The following is a 25,822-nucleotide window of genomic DNA, read 5'->3' as shown; positions in this document are numbered from 1 at the left end:
TGCGGTTGGTTTGTTGGCGTGTACGAGGTCGTATTCGTGTTGGCTGTTGATGCATACGGTGTTGTGGTCGGCGTGTGACTGGTTCGATGTCCCGGCGTTGAATACGTGGCAGGCGAAGGAGACGGTCTCGGCGTGGCGTGAGCACCGGTTCGACGCGCGCTGGCTGACGCCGTGCCGCCTGTGGGTGGACGGAGACGGAGTGGTGCTGCTGCGTCGGGTGCGGGGCGAGGAGCATGAGGTGCGTGTCTCGTGGTCGCAGTTGGCGTGTGTGCGGCTGACGGAGGAGGCGGTGGTGTTGTCGCCTTCGGCGAGTGGCCTGTCGGGTGTGGACATCATCCCTGCGATTGCGGATGTGAAGTTCGCGGACTTGTCCGGTTGTGTGCTGGTGGATCGGCGTGTGGTGCCGGATGTGGATGGGTTCGTGGTTTGGTGCCGGGAGCGTATCGCGGCGGCGTCGCCGCGGTTGCGTGGCCCGCGTCGTTGGTGGCGTGGGTTGTGTTCCTGGCTGTATGCGGATGGGAAGTATCTGGACGGCCCGCCGGCGTGGGCGGCGAACAAATGAACGAGACGCGGCACGTGGTTGTTGACGGTGGTGTTAGTGGAAGGAGTCGGTGATGGCTGATGGTTTGGCCGGAAGTTTCCGTCCCGAGTGGACGTCGGGATCGATAGGTTCAATAGCGTTCAATCCGGAGCAGTTGTATATGTTGATTGGTGGCCCGGATTATCTGCGTTTCCTGGTGCCGGAGAGTTTGTTGCCGTTCTCGTATGTGGGTGAACCGGATACGTTGGAGAGGTTGCGTAGCCGTTTGGTCTTCTCGTTCCAGGGTCTGGGTTTGGTTGATGCTAATGGCGTTCCGTGCCCGGCGTTGGCATCGTTGGTGGCTCCGGTGCGTGACTGTGCGTTCGCGGTGGCGGACGGGCTGATGCCCGTTGTTGACAAGGGCGAAGAGGAGTACCGTTCGTTTGCCGCTTATTTCGGTGCCCAGTCCGCTACGTTCACGCGTTTTGCGTCGGGGCAGCCTACCAAGGATGAGTTTAACCTGCTTGCTTTGGGCGGCGTCAATGACTGGGAAGTTTCGTTCGCCCGGGATTCCAATCTTTCTTCGGTATTCAGGCCCGCCCGTACACCTCTGTATCTGCGGTGTCGCAATAGGTCAGAGAAGGATATGTTGATCGACTTGAGGAACGGCAACACGGAGGCGGCCCGGGCGCTGGCGTCCGCCCACGGGGTTGATGCCGGGTTACTGATGGGGCTTGCGGCTGGGCTCGCTTCGGGGAAGTATTCGGTCTATCCGGTGCAGGGCGTGGATTACCGACGGACCAGGCTCGAGGCCATCCCTCAGGCGCGTGATTTGCGGGTGGGGCCCCAGCCGTGGGTGTTCTCGTTCATGGTGCCGGATGCCGGAGCGCTGATTCGTATGGTCTATGTGCCAAACCCAGACCCGAACCTGTCGGTGTGGGACGAGCATCGAACATTGTATTCATACATGGACATCGAATTCATAATGGGCGGGAGCTTGTTGGAACGTCTTTCCGGCGTGCCCCGTGCCGAATGGGGAGTGGCTCCGAAACCTCAAAATACTCAAGGGACAGAAAAGGAAAACCGATGACACAGTCAAAGCAGCAGTTGCAATCTGATATGGCCTCGGCCAATAGCAATGCGTGGCAGTGCGAGCAAAATGCGGCAGCAGCGCAGATTCGAGTCGATGCGCTTAATGCGCAGATTAGTGCTGTGAATGCGGCTATCAAATACGCGCAGGATTTCAAGAACGGTGCGCTCGATAATCTCAAAAAGCAGGATGATGGGATTATGAAGTTGCTGAACACACTTGGTTCCGAGGCTGGTATGGGTATCGGTGATTACGATGCTTGTTGCCAAGCGAGAAACATCAGCTCGGGCAACAAAGACTTCATTGATCAGATTGACAACCAATGTAACAGCATCATTAATCGTCTGAACCAGCAGCTTTCTGGCCTGTCAGGTCAGCTCAGCGATGCTCAGAACACTGTCACAGATCAGAACAAACAAGCCAATAGCGCAAGGCAGAGAGCTGCTTCGGCCCAGAGACAGCTGCGACAGATACAGAGTTGAACCCTATCTTCTTTCAAGGGATTTGCGGGGTGACAGTAATGGGAATGACAAGGAAAGGTGAATAGGTATGTTCAGGACTGATGAGTGGCTTCCGATTGGCTCGGTGGTGCATGTGGAGGATACGAACCGTCTGCTGATGATCGCGGGAGCGATGCAGCGTGACGAGGCGACGGGAAAGCTGTGGGATTACATGGGCTACCCTTACCCGGAGGGTAGTACGGATCCGCTGAAGGGCGTGCTGTTCAACAAGTCGGGTGTCGACGGCGTCTATTCCATCGGCTATCTGCCGGCCGAAGGGCTCAATTACCTGCAGATGCTCAAGGAGAACGAGCCAGAGTACCTCAAAGCCAAGGCGCAGGCCAGTTCTGGCGCTGATTCCGTTCCGGCGGATGACGGGGATGAACCGGCCGGTGACGGTGGCGAGGCGTAGCCCCTCTGCGTGACATGGTTGTGGCGCGTGGCTTGTTCTGAACGTGGGCGGCAGATGATGGTTTCGTTTTGGTAGTGAGAAGGGTCGTGCTTGATGGCTGAGTCTGGTGTGTTGGATGGCAAGGTGCTGGTGGAGGTGTTGCTGCCGGCAGACGGTCGGGTGTATTCGTTGCGCCTGCCGTGCGCGTTGCGTGTGGATGCGGCGGCCGATTTGGCGGCGCGTCTGGTGGCATCGCGCGCCTCGGGTGTGTTCTCGTATTCCGGCGGGGCTGACTTGGCTCGCCGTGACGGGTCGCCTGCGGGGCAGTTGCTGCCTCCGGGCGAGCTGGTGGGTTCGCTGGTGGCGCGAGGCGTGCTGGTCGACGGCAGCCCGCTCGTGCTGGTGTAGGTGGCCGTATATCTGAGATTTGTGATGTATCGGTCAATGGGGAGGGGGAGAAGGCGTTGGCGCGTCTGATACTGGAATGGCTGATCGAGGAGAAATATTAGGCATGGGTCTGGTGGACGGTAGCCGGGTTACACTGGTGTGATGGTCGAGGGAGAACGTCGCAACTGGGAACGCGCATGGCAGGTCGATGGCGGTACCGTGTCCGAGGAGGCTGAGCGCTGATGAGCGGTGCTGGAAATGTGGGGTTGCCAGCGGATAGCTTTGAGGGTGTGCAGAGTGCCGTCGGGTCGGGTAGAAAGTCCCCGGATTCGTCCCGGTCTGCTGCTTGGTCGTTTGATTTCACGTTGACCGGGCCGATGTGGTGGGAGTTCGCGATGGCTTCTAATGCTTATGGGCGTGGAGTTCGTCGTATTTTCCTGCCGTTCGCGGTCTTATTCACTGTTCTTTTGCTGATAATGATTCCTAAGTGGTCGTCGAATGACGATAAGGGCGTATTGGCCTCCATGCTCATTTTGACGGTCTTGATGTGGCTGTGTTGTGGCGGCCCGTTGGCTCGTTGGGGTGTGGCGAACAAGCTGGCAGCGTGTGTTTCGGATTGGTTTGCGGTGCCGAGCGCGAGCACGGCGGATATCTGGCGGATTCTGGGCCAGCGGCGGAACAGTTCCTTCGATGCTCGTTGGGTGACGCCGTGCCGTCTGTGGGTGGACGACGCCGGCGTGGTGCTCCTGCATCGTGTGAACGGCGAGGAGTTTGCGACGCGTGCGGCGTGGTCGCAGTTGGATTGTGTGCGGCTGACGGAGCATGCGGTGGTGTTGTCGCCTTCGGCTGGTGGGAAGGCGTCGATGGATATCATTCCGGCGGTGCCCGATGTGAAGTTCATGGATCTGAATGGCTGCGTGATGGTGGACCGTTTGGCGGTGCCTGATGTGGACGGGTTCGTGCGCTGGTGCCGGAAGCGTGTGGCTGAGGCAGACCGTGGTGCGCGTCATTCTTCTCATGGTTCGTCCTCGCGTGGCCCGGGTGTGTTGGCTGTGTGGTGGGGCCGGTTCCGGCGCTGGCTATATGGGGACGACGAGTTCCTTGACGGACCGCCGAAAAACTGGCTGCGTGGCTTGGGGTTTCGGGGCGGTTCCGGCGCATCTGTCTGAGCGTTTGCCGGTGATGGTGTTGTTGTCTGGTGAAAAGGAGATTGGTGATGGCTGAGGGTTTGGCCGGTGGTTCCCGTCCGGGGCGGGCGGATGGCTCGGTGCGGCCTTCCGGTCCGGCTGCGGGTCCTTCACCGAGGGTGTTGGGTCCGTTCCGTTTCGTGTTGGGCTACCGGGAGTTCAAAGAGCTGTTCCGCGCGGAGAACGGCGTGTACATGCGCAAGATCGGGCTGATCGGCACGGTGTGCGCCGGATGGACTATCCCTGCCTCGTTCATCGGTGGAATAGTGCCGATGCTTAGGGGGCGGATTGAATGGACCGTGAGCAATGTCGCTGGGAATTTCGGCGCTTTTTTGATTGGTTGTTTTTTTGTGTGGTGTCTGGTGCGTCCGCCGTTTCTGTTCGTGTTCCGTTCGGGTGAGGCGCGTTCGTTCTTCCGGTTCCATGGGGCGCGTGTGCCGGAGGGTGCGGACCCGCGTGGTTTGTCGGTGTCGGTTTCGGTGTCGTTGGGTGCGTTGGGCGGGCAGGAGGTGGCGGCGGACGGCACGCTGGTGCGTACGCCGTACGCGTTCATGCGCAGGTGGCCGGTGGTGTCGCGTCGTTTCGTGTTCCTGCCGGTGGCGGATTGGCGCAGTGATTCGGCGGTGTGGAACATGGTGGGGGTGAACTGGGCGTTCCGTCCTGAGTGGGACGGTGAGGGTGTGGCGTTGCCGCGTTCGGGCGTGCGGGATGCGTGGCGTCTGCTGTGGGAGGTGCATGGGCGTGTGCGTGAGGCGTCGAAGCGGTACCGTCGTGCGAAGCGTCTGGCGGGGCGTGGTGTGCGTGACGCGTCGGCCAGGGCGGAGGCGTTGGTGCTGATGCGTCCGGAGCTGGAGTGGCTGGCCGAGGGCGAACGCCTCAACCAGCAACACAAGGAACAAGAAGCTGGCAATGTCATCCTCGAGGAAGGTGGACGATGATCGAGCCTGTTAGTGACGAGGTTAGAGGGTCTGCTGCGGGGCCGTGGCTGGGGCCGTTCCGTTTCAAGATCGGGTTCGACGGGTTCAGGCAGCTGTTCCATGCGGAGAACGACCGGTACATGCGCAAGCTGGGTGCCGGGGGTGTGTTGTGCACAGGATGGGTGATACCAGGTGAGATCTATTATTTGATAACTAATTTGCTTCGCCATACGTTTGTGTTTTCGTGGTCGGAGTTGTGGGATGAGCTTTGTGGTGCTGTGGTTGCGTTGGGTTTTCTTTGGTTGTTGGTCCGTCCTCCGTTTGGTTTTTCGTTTCGTTTGGATGAGGTGGCTCGGTTTTTTGTGGCGCATGGCGCGAATTTCACCGGTGAGGATGTGGATCCGCGTGGTGTGGCGGTTTCGGTGTCGACGTCGCTGTGTGAGCTGGGCGGCGAGGAAGTGGCGGCGGACGGGACGGTGGTGCGCACCCCGTTCGCGTTCATGCGGAGGCGTCCGGTTTGGACGCGTGATTTCTTGTTCCTTGCCGTGCGTGACACCGGCCGGGATTCGGTGTTGTGGAACATTTCGGCCGAGGGCGGCGGCCTGTTCCGAAAGGCGTGGGACGGTGACGGGGTGGCGTTGCCGCGCGCCTGCGTGCCGGATCGACGTGCGGTCTCTCGTGAGGTGCGGGCGCGGGTGCGTGAGGCATCGGGCCGTTACAAGCGGGCGGTGCGTTTGGCGAAACGTGCCGGGCATAGCAAGGTAAAGCGTGATGAGGCGCTGGCGCTGGTGGCTCCTGAGCTGGCGTGGCTTGAGGAGGCGGACCGGTTGAACGCGGAAAACAGGCGGTTGCGCGAGGCCGGTGTGGCGCCGCCGGTAGCGCAGAGGCTGGTGCCGGTCCCCGGTCCGGGCCGTATGGGCCGGGCGCTTCGTGTGCTGTGGCGTTGGGTGAAGGCCGCGGCGAGGCGGCTGCGGGTCCTGGCCGTGCGCTACAACAGGCCGCTGCCCGACATTGTACGTGGTAACCGCCCTGTCCCGAAAAGGTCGGGTGATGGCAAGAACGGTGTCAGGGATTCCCATACGAAAGAACGCGCTGAGATGGCTTCCGCCACGCAGCCTTCCAAGGATTCTGACCAGGATGCCGCGTTGAAATCACCACTTTCCAAAGAAGGTGAGGGAACCCGTTGAATCAGGGATCACGAGGAATTATGACTTCGAAAGATGAGCTGAAAGCGGCCGTGGCATTGGATGTGAGACGCATAGCTGCGGTGTTGGAACTGATGATGCGCTTGACGGAGGGTGGGCATGATGGATGAGTCAGAAGCAGACAATGTTGTTGCCAATGGCGATACGGTTCCGATTGCTGGTTCGGTGGCCGGCCGGGATAATGGCAGCGACTCTGGTGCTGGTGCTGGTGACGATTGGGATTCGGTTGTCGGCCCGTTGCCGGCGGGTGACCGGTGGGACAGGTTGATAGGCCCTTTCGACCGTGCGGGCGATCCGGGGGAGGATGACGACGGCCGCCCCGTGAAGGTGCCGTGGTATGCGCCTCATAATCCTCGAAAGTCTCATGTGCTCACGTATGTTTTGGGAGTCACGGAATGCCTTGTCTCGCTTTTTCTGGCTTATGAAATGGCCTATTCGATTCGTGAGAAACTCGATCCATGGGTCATTGACATGGTGTTGATTGTGGCTGTTGCCGCGATGTTCGTTCAGGGGCTTTTGGCATGCGTCTTCGCGTTCCGTCTTACGTGCAGAACGCTACGGGTGTTTGGAATTGGCTGTAAGGCGTTAAATCTCGTGTGCCTTCTGTGCCTTGTCTTTATGCTGGTGATGGAGCGTGATTTCGCTTATCTTTCCGTTTGTATCACGGCTTTGTTGTATGTGGGGCTTGTCTCGCCGCTTTATATGAATATGGCTAGCGATTTGGAGCTGAAATCATGAGTTTTGATATTGGTTTTTGAATCTGGTCGCCTTGAGCCGGATGCTGGTGGGTATATATATGAATCGAGCGGATACTGCTCGGAAGAGAACTGCAAGGGTGTGAACAAAGTAGCCAGGGAGGGAGAGCGGTGATGAGAAATAAAAGACGTACGGAACACCGGAGTATCTGGGAGGGCACAGACGACGAGGCGTTGATTGCCCAAAGGGCCAAGGGCAGGGTGTTCGGGGTTGGGGTGCTGCTTATCATCTATGCGGTTTGTATGGTCGGTCTGCTGTGTTTTGCCTTCTATCTTGATGAATCTTTTTCGATTTCGGCGGATGTTTCGTTGTGCGTTTCCGTGTTGGGTTCGTTGGTGTTTGGGGTGCTTGCGGTGGTGTTTGCGCATTGGTCGACGACGGTGTGGTACAGGCGCCTGTGGGTTTCGTATCGTGTGTTGATTGCCGTGATGGTGGTGTTGTGCGTGCTTGTGACGGTCGTGGCGCATAAAGAAAAGTATGTGGGTGACTATCTTGCTTTGTTCGGTGCTCCGATTTTTTGTGCTGTCGGTATTCTTCGTGAGGCTGCTTTGGTGAATGTCACGAATGCGGGGAAGCCCCGTGCTGGGCGGAGGAAAGACAGGCGACATAAAAGGTGATGTGGGTGTTTGCGCTGTGCCGGACGACCTGTTCGGTTTCGGGCCCTTGCTGTTTGTGATGGTGGCGAGGCCATGTGTGGTGGATGACTGATCAGGGTCCATGCCGGATTACGCGGATTTTGACCAATCTTCAAGTAATACAGCGCTATGGTGATAAAAAGAAACATGAAGTGGTAAGCAACGGATTGTTCCGAAGGCGGTAAACGGGCCAGAGGAAGTGTTTTGCTGTAAACCGGGATCAATGAGGTCCTGGCGGGAAGTGGATAATGGGTTCGTCGCTGCCGTAACAGAGAGGTGACGAGGGTGACGAAGCAAGGTTATGCAGATCAGGGGTCGGATCGTCAGGATGGTAATCGTCCGGTGTACCGGCGAAAGGACGCGGTGCCGGTCGTGCCGTCGCGTGCCAAAGGTTGCCTGATTGCGATAGGTGTGCTGAACGTGTGCGCGGCGATATTTCTTAGCGCAGCGATGGTGATGGCAGGCACGTCGACGTTCAGGCCGGTGGAAATGGTATCGCTGGGCGCGGCGGCTTTGGTGTGTCTGGTGGTGGGCGTGGTGACGTTGGTGTTTGTGGGTGTGCGCTCGGCCTCATTGCGTGAGGCGGTGCGTTGGTCGTGCCGCGTGGGGATTGCGCTGCTGGCTGTGGCGGCTGTGGTGGATGTGGTGCTGCGCTCGAGCAGCGAGTATATCGCGGTGTGTTTCTTTGCCCTGTTCATGGGCGCGTTCTTGGTCGATGGCGTGCTGCATTTCCTTGATTTTGTAGGGTTGAAATCATGAATCCTGGCACGGGTGTCTATGATTTCTTGGCTGCATATTGCCGGTATTATCGTTAATGAATTAGAATGACTATATTCAAATAATTCTGCCAAGCCGTATCTTGGGATGCGTGCGGTGGGAGTGCTTTTGCTCAGGCTTGAGGGAGAGAGCGTGAAAGAGAAGAAAGTAAAGGACCACCGTTCCGGTGCGCGCACGCTGACCATCCACACTACGCGTGGCGAGCAGCTGGATTATGAACGCGCCGAATGGCTGGCCACGTGGCCTTCCCCCGTGCTGCTCAGATTCAAATACGAGGTCAAAGGCCATAAGAACCTTTTCTATTACGACATTACCGGTCTGCCCACACTCAAGGAATATCTGGGCATGGGCATCTCGCGCTCGCAGTACGTCTCGTTGCTGCGCTCGCTGGGCAGGCTCGGCGACCTGTGTTCGAAGGCGAACCTGCCGATGGAGATATTGCGTTTCGAACCGGAAAACGTCTATGTGGCCAACGATGGAATGCTCTTCTGCTGCCTGCCTATGGTTCCCGTCGTTCAGCAGATGTCTGTGCTTGGCCTCTTGGGGCTTCTCGCCGATGTGAACAAGGTGAAATTCGTGCTGCCTGCCGACCAGGAGCTCACCGCTCGCACGATGGATTTTGTGCGGCGCTCTCGCGTATTTTCCGCGTTTGATTTCAATGAATTTCTGGCGGATAACTTCGGTGGCGGTTCAAGCCGTTCGTCCGAGCTGTCTTCGCCGTCGCGGGATTTTTCGGCTCGAAGTCACCCGCAACAAGTCGTGTTCGATCCATTTGCCGCCGATGCGCAACGTTCCGACGCCCGTCGTCAAGACGTGCAAGGCGATATGCGCCGGCAGACCCCTGCCTCGAATCCTTCGTTCGGGCAGGCTGCCGCCAATCTGAATTCGGCTAATGCGCCCGTCGGGCCTAGTGGTGTGTCACTTCCTCCTCAAGTTGCTCCTAGGCAGATTCGGGCTCAGGTCCAAGCTCATGATCAATCTGAAGTTGAGACGCGAGTTCAGGCTCAGGCTCAGGTTCAATCTCGAGTTCAGCGACAAGCAGCGTTTGGTGTCGGCATGCCGGCAAATCCGTCTTCGACCAACGCCGGTTCCACTTCCTCTGCCAACGAACAAACCAAACCCAGCCTCAAATATTCCGCTTCTGTGCCCGCCCAATCCTCGCAGCCTTCCGCTCGGCCCAACCTACCCGCCGTTGAAGGTCATGAAGCCGAGAATGCAACGAACGATCGCGCAGGAAAGACGGAAGCCTCCTTTGATTCCGGTACCCGCGCGCTCTCCGGGGCTTTGCGGCCTTCGAACCCCGGTCTCGTCGGTGCAGATGCAGCAGGAAATCTGCAGGCGGATAACTACCCAGTAGCGTTAAATATGGCCGCGCCGAGCGGTATGAGCAATCAGGCATTCCCTGTAAATTCCGGCTTTTCCCCGCAATCTGCAGTGCCTCGTTCCTTTGCAGTGGTGCGTGACAGTGACGGTTCTCGACTGTGCTCGGCTACCACCACGGTGGTCATCGGGCGCTCAAAGCGTTGTGCCGCAAGGGTTACCGGCAACACCAATGTCAGCAGAATGCACGCTTCGGTCACCGATCTCGGCGACGGTCGGTTCAGCGTCGCCGATTTGGGGTCGGCAAATGGCACCACGGTGGCGGGCAGGGTCCTTCACCAGGGTGATCAGGCGCAGATAGTGCTCGGCGAGCATTTTAGCGTAGCTGACGAATCACTTCATCTCGAATAGTCCGTCTGTGCGTTTGTGGATTTTGTCTGCGTGTATGTTCTGCCGTGTTTATGGTTTTCCGTTGTATCAGATCGAGGAATTTGTCCGTGCTTTATCGTTATTCAACGCTTTTTAAATGATGCTTTCTTGTGTATTACAAGAAAGCTTTGCCGTGAAATCCTGTTCTACGTTTAAGACATCGGTAGTTTGTGTTTCCGAACTACGCTTGAAATACAGCAAAATGCCAATAATGTCCTGCAAATCCAATAAGTGTAATGCGTTTGGATTGTTTGGGACTTTACTCTTGAAATGTGTCCTGAAAGACGTATTGTCCTTTTTCGTCAAGTAGTATTAATATATGTTTGTACTAGTGTTTGCGATATTTATGTGAAGGCAATCGTATTGCGTCGCAGCGACCACGTATAGTGGCAACTATGCATAGACCACCTCAGGAGGCAGAACTGATGGCTGAAGAGTCGGAGAACAACCAAAGCTCGACGGGAATAGAATATGCTGGAAAACGCAAGTGGGGTTATGACGTTGACCAGGTAGACGATTTCCTTGAGCGCGCTCATGAAATGTATGACAGGAATGATGGCGAGCTCACTCAGCAGGATATTCAGAGCGCTGCGTTTACCTTTACCAAGGGTGGTTATGTTATTGCCGAAGTCGACGCCGCGTTGGCGCGCCTTGAGCATGCGGTGGTAGACAAGGAGACGGCCCGTCAGATTGCTGGCAACGGCAACGTAGCATGGCAGGCTCGTACCCAGCAGCTTTACAGCATGATTAGCTCTCATGCTAAGCGCAGCCACAAGGATCGCTTCATCCGCGGGGAGAAGAAGCGTCCTTCCTACGACGTCAAGCAGGTCGATCGTCTCGTCGATCAGATCATCACCAAGACGGCCGACGATTTGGGCGTCAGATCGATGAGCAGTGAAGAAGCCAAGGATTTGGCTGATCTCAACTCCAGCACCGTTGCCAATGTCATCTTCACTCAGCGCAAGGGTAACAAAGGCTATGACGAACGTCAGGTAGATTATTATCTCGATGCCTGCGTCCAGCTTTTGAGCCGCGTCGAATCCTATGCACGTATCACCGATTACAACGAAAAGAACGTTGCTGCAGGAGCTGCTGCGCCGGCTGGTGCGCCTGTTGCCGCGCCGGTGGCGGTTCCGGTCGTTCCTGAGACCCAGCCCACTGCTGCACTCAACAATGGCCCTGTCAGTCCATTGATCGACAGCAACGATACGACTTCGTTCGTGGATCCCACGATTCCTACTTCTCAATCGCAAGCGGCGCAGTCCACTGCGACCGCAACGTTTGATTTCAACTCCACGGCTTCCAATATTGATGCTCCGGTAATTCCGAATTTGCCTGATGGTGTCGCTGCGGCGGCCAGTACTGCTGCTCCGGCGCAAACCAACGCTTCCGGCGCCGATGCCAATTCCTCATTGGCGGCTTTGGCGAATATGGCTAATAGCACCAGTACTTCCAGTGAGCCGGAGACGGAGGCTTTCGCGCCTAAGGTCCCGACGCTCAACACCTCGCTTCAGGGCACGGCCGGAGCCGATAACAGTGGCGACCAGAAGATTGGTGAGTGACACTTACACCAGAAGCGTACGCTGTGCCATGGGTCGTTTATCATGAACACTGTGGCGAACGAACATGACGTTTCTTCGGCGGTCAATGATTCCACGAACAATTCCAGCGTATCGTGGGGCCTTGGCCGCCGTCTTTTGGTTACCATTCCGATTTTCATCGTGCTGCTTGGTGTTTTGGTCACGGTCTCCAACCTCACCAGCGTGCCGTGGAAAAGGGAACCGACGGGGCAGTCGGTGTCCACGCTTTCGCCCAATACCGCCGTCACGTTCGATAATCCGAATAATGTGCCGCTTCCACATCGTGATAGTTTCAAGGTTTCCTCCCGGACGGTCACGCTGGACATTAAACGTCCGGCCACAGGCGAGGTGCAACATATCAATGTTTTGATTCGTGCGCCGAAAGATCCTGCGGGGCCGAACGCAAAGCACCCCGGCGTCGTCTTCATGCATGGTGCAGGTTACGGAACTGCGGAAAACAGCTTCGGTGACGCCGCCGCAGACCTTTCCTCAGCCGGTTTCGTCACCGCCGTGCTCGACAAACCCGTCTGGTCGACCAACGATCTGACCCGCGACTATCCGGGAAGCGCGAAGGCCTACGACCAGGTCGCGCGTTTTCTGCGTACGCAGCCCAACGTCGATCCGGATAAGGTCGGGCTGTACGCGACTTCCGAAAGCACGTGGATTTCCCCCTATGTCATCAAATACGACAAGCGCATCGCCTTCCAGCTTCTCTTAAGTCCGATGGTCTACGGGCCTAGGCAATCGTTGGGTTTCTTCGTCGGGCAGGACTTCTCACTGGTCGGAGCCAATAACGGCTACCAGTCCATCGTCCGTCGGCTTTTCCACGCCGATACGGATATGATGGGGCTGACCAATCTTGACTTTCCGATGGATCTGCCGCAAGCCTATGCCGTGCCGACCATGGTGGTCTACGGTTCCAAGGACGTCTTGACCGCACAGGTCGAGGGGCTTCAACATATCCTCTATTCGGCTCACCGCGCCGGCAACCGGGACGTGACGGTACGCAGCTATTCCGTGGCGAACCACGTCTTGCGGCTTGGCGACGAGGCGGACACCGGCACGCCGTTCGCCGACGATTACATCAATGACGTCATTTCGTGGGCCGTCGGCACCACTGCGGGGCTCAAGCAGACCAGCGAGCTGGTTGCCGGCACCACCATACGTCAGTCCATCGCCGTGCCACTGGAGCTCAAAGCGGACCGCAATCTCACCATTTACGGCTCTATCGTCAACGTCGGCATGGTGATTCTGCTTCTCGCGGCCCTGTTGATGGCGCTGGCTGGTTGCGGCATCAAGGCGTTCCGTATGATTCGCGGCAACCATAACAAGGTGTTCGGTTTCATGCGCGGATTCGGCAGCGAGCTTTTGGCTGTTGCTTTGACCACGCTGGCCACGTTCGTGCTTTTTGCTGCAGGTCTTGGGCAGGTCATCATGGCCGTGGTCAAGCTCGGCTGGGGTGGCGCGCCCACGGAGAATCCGGGCATGATGTATTGGAGCTGGCCGGTCATTCAGGTGGTTTCGATTCTTGTGGTGTGGGCGTGGGCCCGCATCCTCGCGCGTTGCATCGAAGTCGCGCAGGTGCGTGGTCTGGCGCAGATTCCGCCGCGCAAGGGTGCGATTCGCGATGTGTTCAGTGGTCACAACCCGGTCTTCGCCTCGAAGCGTTTCGGCCGCGTTTTCTTCTGGCTGGTCGCCGCCGCAATGTTCAGCGTCCTGCTTTTCTTCGCCTTCTGGGGCTTGTTCATCTTTTAAAAGACATAAGGGTCGTCGATGGTCGCTGACATTTCTAGTATGGGTGTGGTGTTGCATAATCGGGAGGTGGTTTTCAATGGCGCTGTATCGTGACGAAGGCGTGGTGTTGAAAACCGTCAAACTTGGTGAGGCCGACCGCATCATCACGTTGATGACCAAAAACCATGGCAAAGTTCGTGCCGTTGCGAAAGGCGTACGGCGCACCAAATCGCGTTTCGGCGGCAGGCTTGAGCCGTTCATGCGCGACGACCTACTGATCGCTGAAGGCCGTTCGCTCGATGTGGTTTCCCAGGCTGCTTGCATTTCCTCCTACGCCGCGCGGATCTGCGTGGATTACGATGCCTATACCGCCGCCAACGTCATCGCCGAAACCACTGACAAACTCGTCTCAACCGAACATGAACCTGCCCAGCGGCAATATATGCTCCTGATTTCCGCATTGGCAGCGCTCGCCCGCGCCCGTCACCCGGCCGAAGCAATCAGCGATTCTTACGTGATGCGGGCTTTGGCCCAAGCCGGCTGGACCCCGCGCCTTTCCTCATGTGCCGTGTGCGCCAAACGCGACGATCTTGACTACTTTTCCGTGGCTTCCGGCGGCATTCTCTGCTCCACCGACCACACCCCGGATTCACGCCGTATCGACGTCGATGGCCGCGAGCAGATGGAAGCGCTCATCGAGGGAGACTGGAATATACTCGACCGCGTGCCTTTGAAGGCCGACATACGTCGATTTGTTGAAGAATGGGGTGAATATTACCTTGAGCGGCCCATCCGTTCGCTGAAGTTGCTAGATTCGTAAATATGGCTTTTGAACATGTGGATTACACGTCGCTCGACGTTCCCGCGGCGCCGTTCTCCGACCCCTCAATCATTCCGGCATTTCCGAAGAACAAGGTGCCCCGTCACGTCGGCGTCATCATGGACGGCAACGGACGTTGGGCCCAACAACGCGGCCTGACCCGCACTCACGGCCACCAGGCCGCCGAGCCGGTCGTTTTCGACACCATCGCCGGTGCCATCGAAGCCGGTGTGCGTTACCTGAGCCTCTATACGTTCTCGACAGAAAACTGGAAGCGCAGCCCGCAGGAAGTCCGTTTCCTGATGGGCTTTTCGCGCGACATCATCCATCGCCGCGTCGCTCAGATGGACGAGTGGGGCGTGCGCGTGCGCTGGTCCGGCCGTCGGCCGAGGCTTTGGAAATCGGTGATCGACGAGCTCGAGGTCGCCATGGAGCGCACCAAACACAATTCCACCATCGATGTGGTTTTCTGCATCAATTACGGCGGTCGTTCCGAAATCGCAGATGCCGCGGCGGCCATCGCCAAGGAAGTGCGAGACGGCAAAATCAGCGGTGATCGTGTCACCGAATCAATGATTTCCGAGCATCTTTACAATCCCGATATTCCCGATTGCGATCTGGTCATCCGCACTTCCGGCGAACAGCGCACCTCAAACTTCCTGCCGTGGGAAGCGGCTTACGCGGAACTTGATTTCGCGCCCGAGCTGTTCCCGGACTACGGACGTGAAGCCTTTTGGCGTTCCATTGACCACTACGTTCACCGCGACCGTCGTTTCGGTGGTGTCAAGACCAAAACAAAATGATCGGTCGCTGAACCAGATGCGATCAAACGCGCATCAAGTGCATATCACGGCATAGAACATACGAGTAGAGGCTCTTCCGGAATACTGCGGAAGAGCCCCTACTATGTGACGAGTTATTTGGTAAGGTACATAATCCTTACAAAGCCAACAATATCGTCGTGTCAGTTATTGCCCGACGACCGATTGATTCTCGATAATCTGGCAATGGATGCATGCCGGAATCGCGGAATTGATTGGCGGCAGATCGATGAGATTCTTCGGGAATGGATCGTCGCCCAAGGAACGCTTCTCAATCAACGAGACCAGCTTGCAGACCGCCCAATAGCCCATTTCGTAATAGGGCATGGCGACGGTGGTCAGTCTAGGGGAGAAGGTGTCGGCGATGTTGCTGTCGTTGCCAACGCCGATGACCGAAAGATCCTTGCCTACGGTCAGACCGCGGCGTGCGGCGCATTCGTAGATGTACCAGACGCGTGCATCATCGTAGCAGAAGAAGGCATCGGGCTTCTCTTCGTCGAAAAGCGATGAAACCATGCCAAGTGCGTCCCCGTCCTGCGAGACGTTGACAACCAGATTCTTGTCGAACGGCATTTTCGCTTCTTTAAGCGCCTTGCGATAGCCCTCAAGTCTCGTGGCCTGAGCGATGGTCGGCGCGGCGTTGCCGATATACGCGATCTTCTTTCCTCCTGCATCGATCAGCCGCTTGGTGGCGTCGTAGCCGATGGCGAATTCATCGGGCTCGACGATGGGGAAGCGGTTGTCGACAGTATTGGTGGAAATCAGCACCAGCGGCGAATGAACGAGATCCTCGGGAACCTCAGTGACCTGGCTGGAAGGCTTGGAATAAAGGAATCCATCCATGCCGTAACGCTGGAGCACGGAAATCTGGTCCGCCTGACTGGCCGAACCGTCCGTATCGACGAACAGGATGATATAGCCATAGTGGCTGGCGGCATCCTGCGCGCCTTGCAGCGTTTGCGCGGTGTAGGGGATGTCGTAGATTTCATCGGCGATGAAACCCAGAATCCCGGTTTTGCTGGTACGCAAGCTGCGCGCCATCGGATTAGGCTTGTAGCCAAGCTCGTCCGCAATTTCCCGCACCTTTGCGGCTATCTGTGTTTTTACACGTCCGGCATCCCTATTGTTGAGAACCAAGGAGACAGTGGAGATTGAGACTCCGGCCTTCTCCGCGACGTCTTTCATAGTCATCATGGTTTTTAATCTATACCTATTTACGGACTAAGTAAACCCTGTGGCTACAATTTGAAATAAATGTCTATTTCGTTGGAAATCGGTGTTTATTTCGTTTGACCCAGAATCTCGTCAACAAGCTGTTGCTTTTCTTTGATTTGACCGGAAAAACCGGGACGTATGTCAAGTTTAAGCGTGACTCCGGTGCGATATCCCTGACCTGCTAGCGCCATGGTCGCGTCTCGAACGGTTTTGAGCACGTCGTCAAGATCGCCTTCGATATTGGTGAACATCGCGTTGGTTTCGTTGGACAGTCCGGATTCGCGGATTATGTTTACGGATTGCGCGACATATTCGCTCAGCTCCGAACCGGTTCCGCTAGGTGCGATGGCCACGGCGGCGACGGTGTTGATATAGGGTTTACCGGTTTTCGGGTCGGTCGGGACGGTTTGTTTTACGGCATTGCGGTCGAAGTTTTCGCTCATGTTGATCTCCTTGAATTGCTAATTGCATGCTACCTTTAAGGCTTGGCATTGCCGGCCGCCGCGTTCGCGCCGTGTGTCAGGCTGTGTCGGTAAAGTGGGCACACGAGTAAATGTCTTGAAATGGCTGATTAAAGCCGAAAGCGGAAGGTGTGTCGTGGCTCAATCCAAACTTGATGAAGTCGTATCGCTGGCCAAGCGTCGTGGTTTCGTGTTCCCTGCAGGGGAGATTTACGGCGGCACGCGTTCCGCATGGGATTATGGTCCGCTCGGCGTCGCGCTCAAGGACAATATCAAGCGCGAATGGTGGCGTTCCATGGTGGTCACCCGTGGCGACGTGGTCGGCGTCGACACCTCTATCATTCTTCCTTCCGCCGTCTGGGAGGCTTCCGGGCACGTCAAGGTCTTCAATGACCCGCTGATCGAGTGCCTCAACTGCCACAAGCGCCAGCGTGCCGACAAGCTTGAGGAATCCTACGCCGAGAAGCACGGCGACAAGATGCCGGAAGACGGTCTCAAGTCGATTGTCTGCCCGGATTGCGGCACCCGCGGCCAGTGGACGGAACCGCGCGATTTCAACATGATGCTGCGCACGCATCTCGGACCTGTTGACGACGAGAATTCGTTGCACTATCTGCGCCCGGAGACCGCCCAAGGCATCTTTGTGGACTTCAAGAACGTCATGACTTCCTCGCGAAGCAAGCCGCCGTTCGGCATCGCCAACATGGGCAAGTCCTTCCGCAACGAGATCACCCCTGGCAACTTCATCTTCCGCACCCGCGAGTTCGAGCAGATGGAGATGGAGTTCTTCGTCGAGCCCGGCACCGACGAGGAGTGGCACCAGTATTGGATCGACACCCGCACCCGTTGGTACACCGACCTGGGGATCAACCCGGAGAACCTGCGCCATTACGAGCATCCCAAGGAGAAACTCGCGCACTATTCCAAGCGCACCGTCGACATCGAATACAAGTTCGGCTTCAAGGGCTCCGATTGGGGCGAGCTCGAAGGCGTGGCCAACCGCACCGACTTCGATCTTTCCGCGCATCAGGAGCATTCCGGCGAGGACTTGGCCTTCTTCGACCAGGCCAGTGGCAAGAAGTACATTCCCTACGTCATCGAGCCGGCCGCGGGCCTGACCCGTTCGCTCATGGCCTTCCTTGTGGACGCCTACGCCGTCGATGAGGCTCCGAACACCAAGGGCGGCGTCGACCGCCGTACTGTGCTGCGTCTCGATCCGCGTCTCTCCCCGGTCAAGGCCGCCGTCTTCCCGCTGAGCAAGAAGGCGCCGCTGCAGGGCATCGCCCACGACCTGGCCGCCGAACTGCGCCAGCATGACTGGATGATCGACTACGACGAAGCCGGAGCCATCGGCCGCCGCTACCGTCGCCAGGACGAGATTGGCACCCCGCTTTGCATCACCGTTGATTTCGATACTCCTGACGATCATTCCGTCACCATCCGCGAACGCGACTCGATGAAGCAGGAGCGCGTTGACCTCGACAACGTGGCTCGCTACGTCGCCGACCGTATCGGCGAGAAGCGCGTGCGCTATCCCGAAGGTCCGGCCTCGGTCGTCGGCACCACCGCAGCCGACGGAGGAGTAGACTTCGCCAAGGAATCCGGCATCGATGAGTCCGCCCCGGTAAAGGTCGCAGAGGCTGGCGGTCTCTACTGAGTCGCTCTGAGGACTAGTTAATACAAGTTCTGTAAAACTTCAACTGACGTTGTTGGGTGTCGGGATATACAATGTCTAGACACCCTCCAGGCCGGTAGGCCAAGCTTTATGTCTAGCCATCGCATATCCCGACACCCAACACTCAGCGGAATCTAACTGTTTGTATTTGGATTCAAAGTAGTCATCTCCAGTTATTGATAGCTATTTGATTGAAATACGTAGAGTTTGGATGTGTTGAGTGGTGGGTCGGGGATATGCGATGCTTGACCGTAAAGACTTGGCCTGAGCGGCCCGGAGCGTGTCAAGCATTGTATATCCCCGGCCCACCACGTCAGTCGAAGTATTGTTTTTCTGGATATCGAGTAAATAAAAAATAGGTGATACGTGAAGGATTTTAAGGAATGGCTGAGCAAAGTCGATTATTCGGAGGCTCGGCAGCGGTTTGATGACGGTTGGGATCAGGTGTTGGGGGAGTTGCCCGGGCTCGATTCGAGCGAAACCAGTGCTCAGGACGGCGAATACGAAGCGAAAGATGACGGTAAACCGTTACCCAAGATTGCTCCGGTCGATTTGGGGCCATTGCATATTCAGACCCCGGTCGTCCTCTCTCCGATGGCGGGCGTGACCAACTGGCCGTTCCGAACGCTGTGCCGCGCATACGGTCCCGATGGCTTGTATGTCGCTGAAATGATTACCGCGCGTGCGCTTGTCGCCCGCAATCCCAAGGCGTTCAGGCTTTGCCGTTTTGCACCTACCGAGCATCCCCGCTCATTGCAGCTCTACGGCGTCGACCCCAACATTACCGCCCAGGCCGCGCAGATGGTGGTCTATGGCAATCTCGCCGACCATGTCGACCTCAACTTTGGCTGCCCGGTGCCCAAGGTCACCCGTCGTGGCGGCGGTTCTGCTTTGCCGTGGAAAACCGATCTCTTCCGCGAACTCGTCCACCGCGTGGTCGAGGTGTGCAACGATGCCAATATTCCCGTGACCGCGAAAATCCGCGTCGGTATCGATGCCGACCACACCACGTTCCTCGATGCCGCCCGTATCGCTGAGGACGAAGGCTGCGCCGCAGTGACGCTCCACGCACGCACCACCGCTGAATATTATGGTGGCCATTCCGACTGGAGTCGTATCGCTGAACTGGTTGAAGCCGTAGATATTCCGGTCTTTGGCAACGGTGACATCTGGGGTGCCGAAGACGCGCTGGAGATGGTGCGCGAGACCGGTTGCGCCGGCGTCGCCATCGGTCGCGGTTGCCAGGGCCGCCCATGGATTTTCTCCGACATCAAACACGCTTTCGCCGGTTCCGACGAACGCTTCAGCCCGACGCTTGGCGGTGTCTGCCAGATTATCCTGGCCCACGGTGAGCTTTTGTTGCGCTTCTACGACGGCGACGAGACGATGGCCGTGCACGACCTGCGTAAGCATATCGCGTGGTATTTGAAAGGCTTCCCAGTCGGTGGCAACACCCGTCGGGAGTTCATGGAATCCGAAACGTTGGACGACGTGAAGAAAGTAATGGGCAGACTCGACCCATCCGTCACATATCCGGAACGCATTACCGACAAGCCGCGCGGCCGTGTTCGCTACGCGAAAAAGGTCCACGTTCCATACGGCTGGTTCGATTCGCGCACCACGACTCATGAAGAGCGCGAGCAGCTTTTCGGCGATGACCCGATGGATGCCAGCTACTAATTTGAATAGCAATAAAATTAATGTGGTTGAGTGGTGGGGTGGGGATATGCGATGTCAGACCGTAAAGACTTGGCCTGTGCAAAATCAAAGATTTTGCCTTCGCGCTCGAGACATCGCGCTCACTTCGCCTACAGAAAGTCCACTGGACTTTCTGCTTTACGGCTCAGCCCAGAGCGTGTCGGACATTGTATATTCCCACCCCACCACGCCAGTTGCGTATCCCTGTTGATAATTTCGAATAAAAATCAGAAAATTGGAAAAATATGTGGTACACCCCGGGAAATACTCTTAATTTAGGCGTGTTCTGCGATAGAGTAATAGGCATAACCGTGAAGTGACAGGAGACTATGGTGAGCGAGATTGCCCAGAATGACAATTTCAACGATAAGACGAGCATCAAGGTGGTCGGTGTCGGTGGTGCCGGGGGTAACGCCGTCAATCGCATGATTGCCGAAGGCTTGCAGAACGTTGAATTTGTAGCGATTAATACTGATGCGAAAGATTTACTCCGCAGCGACGCGGATGTGAAGATTTCCCTGAGCGATCATTCGAGTCGAGGGCTTGGAGCGGGGGCCGACCCCGAAAAGGGTGCTAAGGCTGCGCAAGATCATCAGTCCGACATTGAAGAGGCACTGAAGGGTGCCGATATGGTCTTCGTCACATGTGGCGAAGGCGGCGGCACCGGTACCGGCGCAAGCCCTATCGTCGCTCGTGCGGCGCATCAGCAAGGTGCGTTGACCATCGCTGTGGTCACTCGTCCGTTCGCTTTTGAAGGCCCGCAGCGTGCGGCTTCAGCCAAACTTGGTATCGAGAATTTGCGTAAAGAAGTCGATGCGCTGATTGTCATTCCCAATGATCGTCTCCTCGAACTTTCCGACAAGACCATTGGCATCGTCGACGCCTTCAAGACCGCCGATACCGCGCTTCTGGCCGGCGTGCAGGGCATCACCGACCTGATCACGATGAATTCCTATATTCACGTCGATTTCTCCGACGTCACCGCCATCCTGCGTGGCGCAGGCACGGCGCTCTTCGGCATCGGCTCGGCTCGCGGCGAGGATCGCGCCACCCAGGCTGCCGAGATCGCCATCAGCTCGCCACTCTTGGAAGAGAGCATCGAGGGCGCTCATGGTGCGCTCATCAACATCGCCGGCCCCACCGACCTGAAGCTTCAGGAAGCCAGCGACGCCACCGAACTGGTGCGCAAGGCCATCCACCCCGAAGCCCAGATTATTTGGGGTCTCGCGCTCGACGACGCTTACGGCGACGAAGTCCGTGTCACCGTCATTGCGGCAGGGTTCGATGCCGAAAGCAAGAAGGACGCCGAAAATCTCGATGAGGTTTCGAAGTCTAACTCGCACAATGCCGGCGAGCCGTCAGGCCAGGGCTATGGCTCCGAATCTGAGACTCCTCTGGTACATCACGTGCCTGATCTGGACACCCCGACCGTCTCGCATACCCCGGAGACTCAGTCCTACGACGATCCCGATGAATCGTCCTCGCCCGATGATCCCGGCGATCTCGATATCCCCGATTTCCTGCGCTAAAGAGTAGACGAAAGGATTTTTATGGCTGGATACATGAAAAAGGCGATGTCATATCTCGGTATGGCTGACGTTGTCGACGATGACGACGACGAAATGCAAGAGAACGAGGATGCCGCGCCTACGGCTTTCGATTCGGACAGCAACGTGACGCCGATCGCCACGCAAACCTCCCCGGTTTCTACTTCGGAGAGCTCCTCGTCTTCGCGCGCAGCTAAGCCTTTCCCGGGCCGCATCAACCGCATCACCACCATTCATCCCAAGTCCTACGACGAAGCCCAGAAGGTCGGCCGCGCCATCCGTGACGGCATTCCGGTGGTTTTGAACCTTACGGGTGTCTCCGAAGCCGTTGCTTACCGCATCGTCGATTTTTCGGCGGGTGTGGTCTTCGGTGTCCGTGGTTCGCTGGAGCGCGTCACTCCTAGGGTCTTCCTGTTGAGTCCCGCGCAGGTCAACATCAAGGTGGATCAGTCATCGTCCGATGAATCCGAAGACGGCCTGTTCTGAGGTTTTATGTTGATTACCATCCTTAGTCTGATCAAATGGGTTATCGCCGTCTATTCGACGGTACTCCTCATTAGGGTGCTTATTGATTGGGTGTTCGCATTGATACCTAGTTGGCGTCCAGGCCGCGTGATTGGGTCGATTGTCAATGTCTTCTACGTATTGACCGATCCGCCGCTGCGTTGGTTGGGCCGTTTCATCCCTGTTATCCGGATGGGCAATATGGGTTTGGACGTCACTCCTGTAGTCCTGTGGTTTATCCTTGCGGTAGTGGATTTCATCATTTAAGTAATATCAATTTGGTTTACGTGTACTGAAAGGTCATCATGGCATTACTCTCTGCAGAAGAAGTCCGTAATAAAGCGTTCCAGACAGTTCGTTTTAAAGAAGGCTATGATGTCGAGGAAGTCGATGATTTCCTGGATCAGGTCGCGCACACCTTGGAGGAAGAGGAACGGCAGATTTCCTATCTGCAGGGTCAGCTTTCAGGCTCACCTTCCGGTATGGGCCCTGCTGCGGCTTCCGGTATGCGAGCTGTCAACCAGAATTTCCCTTCCACGTCACCTTCGCCATTCTATCCGCAGGGCCCGCAGACCGGACAACCAAACGGTGGGTTCCCGTCTTCGCAAGGCCTCGGGACCGAGCAGAGCGATGGCGGATTCTCCTCTTCGCAACAGGTTTCATGGGAACAATAGACAAACTTATAGCAAGTATCTATGCGGGATTCCCGAAACTGACGGTAGACTGTATGGTATAACATCTATTCAAGAGTCAAAAATCAGAGGCATCATGCCCAAAGTGAGGTGTAAAAGTTTATGGCACTGTTAACGCCGAAAGATATCAGGGAACATGCCTTCCAAACCGTACGTTTTAAAGAAGGGTACGATGTCGAAGAGGTCGATGACTTCCTCGATCAGGTCACCGAGACCGTTGAAGCTCTCGGCAAGCAGGCTATGGCAAACGGCAACGGACAGTCGACGCAGTCGCTCGGTCCGGATGTCAGCAAGCTCAATTCCAAGATTTCGGATCTGACCAGTCAGGTTCAGACCCTTAGCCGTGAGAACCAAACCTTGAAGACGGCGGCCAGCCAGCAGCAGAAGGCTGCCAATCAGGCTGCAACGGCAAGCGTTGATGCCTCCAAGCTTGCAGAGGCTGAGGAAAGCAACAGGGCGCTGGCCGAGCAGAACAAGCAGCTGAAGGATCAGGTCGATCGCCTGAACGCTCAGATCGATCAGCTTACCGCCCAGGCCGCGCAGGCCCAGGGCAAGAAGGACATCGACAATCAGCTTGTCGCCGTCCAACACGAGCGCGACGAATTCCGCAGCGGCAACGAGAAGCTCTCCCGTGAGCTTGAGCAGGCCAAGAAGCAGCTTTCCAGCACAAGCCAGCAGACTCAGCAGATGCGCGATCTTTCCCGCCAGCTCGAGGAATCCAGGCAGCGTGAGAACCAGCTGCGTGCCCAGGTCTCCAAGCTTGAACCGAGCACCGAGACCGGCAGCCTGCAGAAGATCGCAGGAGCCGCGGCTGGAGCCAACAGCGAGCCTGAGCGCGCGACCGCCATGCTGACGCTCGCCATGCAGCTGCACGATCAGTATGTCGACAAGGGCAAGGCCAAGGCCAAGGAAATCACCGACGCCAGCCAGACCAAGTATCAGGAACTGGTCAACAAGGCCAACGATTATTCCACTCGCACCCGCAACGAGTCCGATGAGTACTCCAAGCAGGTTCGCGGCAAGGCTGAGGACTATTCCAAGCAGACCCGTTCCGAGGCCGATGCGTATGCACAGAAGACCCGTGGCGCCGCTGACGATTACTCCACGCAGAAGCATACTTCGGCCGACAACTACGAGTCCGAGGTTCAGCGTCGTGCTGCCGAGTACGATCAGAAGACACGTTCCGCTGCCGAGACCTATGCCCAGCAGGTGCGTGACAACCTCGCTTCTCAGTCCAAGGTCATTGAGGCCAATATCCAGAGCCTCAAGCAGTTCGAGACCGAATATCGTACCCGCCTGACCGAATTCTTGGGCCAGCTTGTCTCCCAGGTCAGCGATACGAATACGTACAACAAGATGGAAGAAGCCAAGAACTGATTCGGCCATCGATATGAAAAATGTATCACCTAAACGGCTGCGCACTCGTGTGGCCGTTTTCGTTATCGTAGCGGTTGTAGCGCTTTTGCTCGACCGCCTTACCAAGCTATGGGCGCAAGCCGCTCTCGGTGATGGCAGGACCGTCATGGTTATACCCGGATTTTTGGGTCTGACGTTGGTTCATAACCCCGGGGCATCGCTGGGGATGGGTTCGTCGGTCACATGGTTGATTTCCTGCTTCGCGCTGGTAGCCTGCGTGGCGCTGGTGTATCTGGCATTGACCACGGTTTCGCTGTGGTGGACGGCAGCTTTGATTATCGCCTTTGCGGGGGCTTTCGGTAATCTCATTGACCGGGTGATTTTCGCACATGGGTTCCTCAATGGAAAAGTAGTGGATTTCCTCAACTATGGCTGGTCCGTAGGCAATGTGGCTGATATTGAACTGGGGATTGCCGCCGTTCTCATCATCATCCTGTTGTTGGTCAACGTGCCGTTCAGCGCGAAAGACATCAAAGACAGCGACGATAGCGGCGATGCCCACAATTCCAATGATAGCCAAGACCGTAAGAACATCCAGGAAGAACCGGTGAAAGCTGTAGAGGATAGAGGGGCGGACGGTCGATGAGCCGCTTGGTGCCAGCACCCGATGCGTTGATCGGCAAGAGATTCGACGTGGCCGTGGCGAAAATGCTAGGTGTCTCGCGGTCCAAGGCTGTTGAACTCATCGAGGCCGGCGAAGTGAGTGTCCTCCAACATAAGATTTCAAAATCCGGCACACTGTTGAGCGGCGATACCGTCGAATTCGACATCGAAGAAAAACAGCCGGAACCGGAACCGCTGGCTGAAGGCATGGCCGTCGTCTATGAAGATGACGACGTCGTCGTGGTCGACAAACCTGTTGGTGTCGCCGCGCATGCTTCTGCGGGCTGGACGGGGCCGACGGTGCTCGGCAGCCTCTTGGCCCGCGGAGTGCACATCACGTCCATGGGCGCTCCTGGCAGGCAAGGTATCGTCAGCAGACTCGACGTCGGCACCAGTGGGCTCATGCTGGTATGCAAATCGGACTTGGCTTATCGCGAGATGCGTCGCCAATTCGCCCATCACGAAGTCACCAAGATTTATCACGCTTTGGTACAGGGCAACTTGACCCATGACAAAGCGACTATCGAAGCGCCTATCGGAAGGGCGAAAGTCTCAGATTTCCGTTTCACCGTCACGCCGCTGGGCAAAAAAGCAATTACTCACTGGGATGTGCTGGAGCGCTTCAGCGAGGCGACGCTCGTGAGCGTCAACCTCGAAACCGGCCGCACCCACCAGATTCGTGTACATTTCTCATCCATCGGTCATCCGCTGGTAGGCGATCCGATGTACGGCGCGAACCCCGTGCTGGCCGAGCGCCTGGGCCTGAACCGCCAATGGCTGCACGCCATGCGTTTGGAATTCAAGCACCCCCGCACCCACGTCCGCACAGTGGTAGAATCCCGCTATCCCGCCGATTTGCAGCATGCGCTGAGCGTCGTGCGCGAAGATAAGCGTGAAAAAGAATAGGTTTTGATAGTAAATAGCATCTAGTGAGCATGGTTC

At 57.0% G+C, this 25,822-nt stretch carries 26 protein-coding genes and 1 pseudogene; 25 read left to right on the top strand and 2 right to left on the bottom strand.

Annotated features, from left to right (window positions below):
* Positions 1–49 precede the first annotated feature (49 nt).
* From OZX72_RS06830 to OZX72_RS06755, 16 genes are all read left to right on the top strand, one after another.
* Positions 50–562, top strand: a complete 513-nt coding sequence (locus OZX72_RS06830) for a hypothetical protein (RefSeq protein WP_277157939.1) — start codon at positions 50–52, stop codon at positions 560–562.
* Positions 563–614: 52 nt separating this feature from the next.
* Positions 615–1,610, top strand: coding sequence for a hypothetical protein (locus tag OZX72_RS06825; protein ID WP_277157938.1), 996 nt, complete (start codon positions 615–617; stop codon positions 1,608–1,610).
* The gene (locus tag OZX72_RS06820; RefSeq protein WP_277157937.1) at positions 1,607–2,092 is read left to right on the top strand and encodes a hypothetical protein; all 486 of its coding nucleotides are present in this window, start codon (positions 1,607–1,609) and stop codon (positions 2,090–2,092) included. The genes OZX72_RS06825 and OZX72_RS06820 overlap by 4 nt, the downstream gene beginning before the upstream one ends.
* A 67-nt stretch (positions 2,093–2,159) precedes the next feature.
* Positions 2,160–2,522, top strand: a complete 363-nt coding sequence (locus OZX72_RS06815) for a DUF4176 domain-containing protein (RefSeq protein WP_277157935.1) — start codon at positions 2,160–2,162, stop codon at positions 2,520–2,522.
* A 93-nt stretch (positions 2,523–2,615) separates the two neighbouring features.
* Positions 2,616–2,909 carry a hypothetical protein gene (locus OZX72_RS06810; RefSeq protein WP_277157934.1) on the top strand — a complete coding sequence of 98 codons (294 nt, stop codon included), beginning with the start codon at positions 2,616–2,618 and terminating at the stop codon, positions 2,907–2,909.
* Positions 2,910–3,130: 221 nt separating this feature from the next.
* Positions 3,131–4,057 carry a hypothetical protein gene (locus OZX72_RS06805; protein ID WP_277157933.1) on the top strand — a complete coding sequence of 309 codons (927 nt, stop codon included), beginning with the start codon at positions 3,131–3,133 and terminating at the stop codon, positions 4,055–4,057.
* Positions 4,058–4,104: 47 nt separating this feature from the next.
* A complete protein-coding gene (locus OZX72_RS06800; protein WP_277157931.1) occupies positions 4,105–5,013 on the top strand; it encodes a hypothetical protein in 909 nt (302 codons plus the stop codon).
* A gap of 341 nt (positions 5,014–5,354) precedes the next feature.
* Positions 5,355–6,179, top strand: coding sequence for a hypothetical protein (locus tag OZX72_RS06795; RefSeq protein ID WP_277157929.1), 825 nt, complete (start codon positions 5,355–5,357; stop codon positions 6,177–6,179).
* A gap of 117 nt (positions 6,180–6,296) precedes the next feature.
* Positions 6,297–6,935: a hypothetical protein gene (locus OZX72_RS06790; protein ID WP_277157928.1), complete on the top strand. Its 639-nt coding sequence runs from the start codon at positions 6,297–6,299 to the stop codon at positions 6,933–6,935.
* A 131-nt stretch (positions 6,936–7,066) separates the two neighbouring features.
* Positions 7,067–7,570 (top strand): hypothetical protein, encoded by a 504-nt coding sequence (locus tag OZX72_RS06785; RefSeq protein ID WP_277157927.1) that lies wholly within the window; start codon positions 7,067–7,069, stop codon positions 7,568–7,570.
* A gap of 303 nt (positions 7,571–7,873) precedes the next feature.
* Complete coding sequence (locus OZX72_RS06780; protein WP_277157926.1) at positions 7,874–8,347, top strand: hypothetical protein; 474 nt, start codon at positions 7,874–7,876, stop codon at positions 8,345–8,347.
* Between the two features lie 150 nt (positions 8,348–8,497).
* Positions 8,498–10,096 carry an FHA domain-containing protein gene (locus tag OZX72_RS06775; protein ID WP_277157925.1) on the top strand — a complete coding sequence of 533 codons (1,599 nt, stop codon included), beginning with the start codon at positions 8,498–8,500 and terminating at the stop codon, positions 10,094–10,096.
* A gap of 443 nt (positions 10,097–10,539) precedes the next feature.
* Positions 10,540–11,676 (top strand): DivIVA domain-containing protein, encoded by a 1,137-nt coding sequence (locus tag OZX72_RS06770; RefSeq protein ID WP_277157924.1) that lies wholly within the window; start codon positions 10,540–10,542, stop codon positions 11,674–11,676.
* A 42-nt stretch (positions 11,677–11,718) separates the two neighbouring features.
* A complete protein-coding gene (locus tag OZX72_RS06765; protein ID WP_277157923.1) occupies positions 11,719–13,449 on the top strand; it encodes an alpha/beta hydrolase in 1,731 nt (576 codons plus the stop codon).
* A gap of 76 nt (positions 13,450–13,525) precedes the next feature.
* The gene (gene recO, locus OZX72_RS06760; protein WP_277157922.1) at positions 13,526–14,248 is read left to right on the top strand and encodes a DNA repair protein RecO; all 723 of its coding nucleotides are present in this window, start codon (positions 13,526–13,528) and stop codon (positions 14,246–14,248) included.
* 2 nt (positions 14,249–14,250) lie between these two features.
* A complete protein-coding gene (locus OZX72_RS06755; RefSeq protein WP_277157921.1) occupies positions 14,251–15,051 on the top strand; it encodes an isoprenyl transferase in 801 nt (266 codons plus the stop codon).
* Positions 15,052–15,216: 165 nt separating this feature from the next.
* Here OZX72_RS06755 and OZX72_RS06750 read toward each other — a convergent pair whose 3' ends face one another.
* Positions 15,217–16,263: a LacI family DNA-binding transcriptional regulator gene (locus OZX72_RS06750; protein ID WP_277157920.1), complete on the bottom strand. Its 1,047-nt coding sequence runs from the start codon at positions 16,261–16,263 to the stop codon at positions 15,217–15,219.
* Positions 16,264–16,349: 86 nt separating this feature from the next.
* On the bottom strand, positions 16,350–16,727 hold the full coding sequence (locus OZX72_RS06745; protein ID WP_277157919.1) for a thiamine-binding protein: 378 nt from the start codon (positions 16,725–16,727) through the stop codon (positions 16,350–16,352).
* 154 nt (positions 16,728–16,881) lie between these two features.
* Between OZX72_RS06745 and OZX72_RS06740 the strand changes: the two genes are divergently transcribed.
* The 9 genes and pseudogenes from OZX72_RS06740 to OZX72_RS06700 all read left to right on the top strand — a co-directional run bounded on the left by OZX72_RS06740 (position 16,882) and on the right by OZX72_RS06700 (position 25,786).
* Positions 16,882–18,402, top strand: a complete 1,521-nt coding sequence (locus OZX72_RS06740) for a glycine--tRNA ligase (RefSeq protein ID WP_277157918.1) — start codon at positions 16,882–16,884, stop codon at positions 18,400–18,402.
* Positions 18,403–18,957: 555 nt separating this feature from the next.
* Positions 18,958–20,100 carry a tRNA dihydrouridine synthase DusB gene (gene dusB, locus OZX72_RS06735; RefSeq protein WP_277159397.1) on the top strand — a complete coding sequence of 381 codons (1,143 nt, stop codon included), beginning with the start codon at positions 18,958–18,960 and terminating at the stop codon, positions 20,098–20,100.
* 347 nt (positions 20,101–20,447) lie between these two features.
* A complete protein-coding gene (gene ftsZ / locus OZX72_RS06730) occupies positions 20,448–21,647 on the top strand; it encodes a cell division protein FtsZ (protein WP_277157917.1) in 1,200 nt (399 codons plus the stop codon).
* 21 nt (positions 21,648–21,668) lie between these two features.
* Positions 21,669–22,151 (top strand): cell division protein SepF, encoded by a 483-nt coding sequence (locus OZX72_RS06725; protein WP_277157916.1) that lies wholly within the window; start codon positions 21,669–21,671, stop codon positions 22,149–22,151.
* Between the two features lie 6 nt (positions 22,152–22,157).
* Complete coding sequence (locus tag OZX72_RS06720; RefSeq protein ID WP_277157915.1) at positions 22,158–22,436, top strand: YggT family protein; 279 nt, start codon at positions 22,158–22,160, stop codon at positions 22,434–22,436.
* Positions 22,437–22,474: 38 nt separating this feature from the next.
* Positions 22,475–22,594 (top strand): annotated as a pseudogene (locus tag OZX72_RS06715) (DivIVA domain-containing protein); the annotation flags it as partial.
* Between the two features lie 369 nt (positions 22,595–22,963).
* Entirely contained in the window at positions 22,964–24,238 is a 1,275-nt protein-coding gene (locus OZX72_RS06710; protein WP_277157914.1) for a DivIVA domain-containing protein, read from the top strand.
* Between the two features lie 13 nt (positions 24,239–24,251).
* Entirely contained in the window at positions 24,252–24,863 is a 612-nt protein-coding gene (locus tag OZX72_RS06705; protein WP_277157913.1) for a signal peptidase II, read from the top strand.
* On the top strand, positions 24,860–25,786 hold the full coding sequence (locus OZX72_RS06700) for an RluA family pseudouridine synthase (protein ID WP_277157911.1): 927 nt from the start codon (positions 24,860–24,862) through the stop codon (positions 25,784–25,786). The genes OZX72_RS06705 and OZX72_RS06700 overlap by 4 nt, the downstream gene beginning before the upstream one ends.
* Positions 25,787–25,822: the final 36 nt, after the last annotated feature.

It is taken from the genome of Bifidobacterium sp. ESL0769, from assembly GCF_029395495.1.
Taxonomy (GTDB): Bacteria; Actinomycetota; Actinomycetes; order Actinomycetales; family Bifidobacteriaceae; genus Bifidobacterium.
Note: the sequence above shows the minus strand (reverse complement) of the source record. Positions and strands in the feature narration are given on the sequence as shown.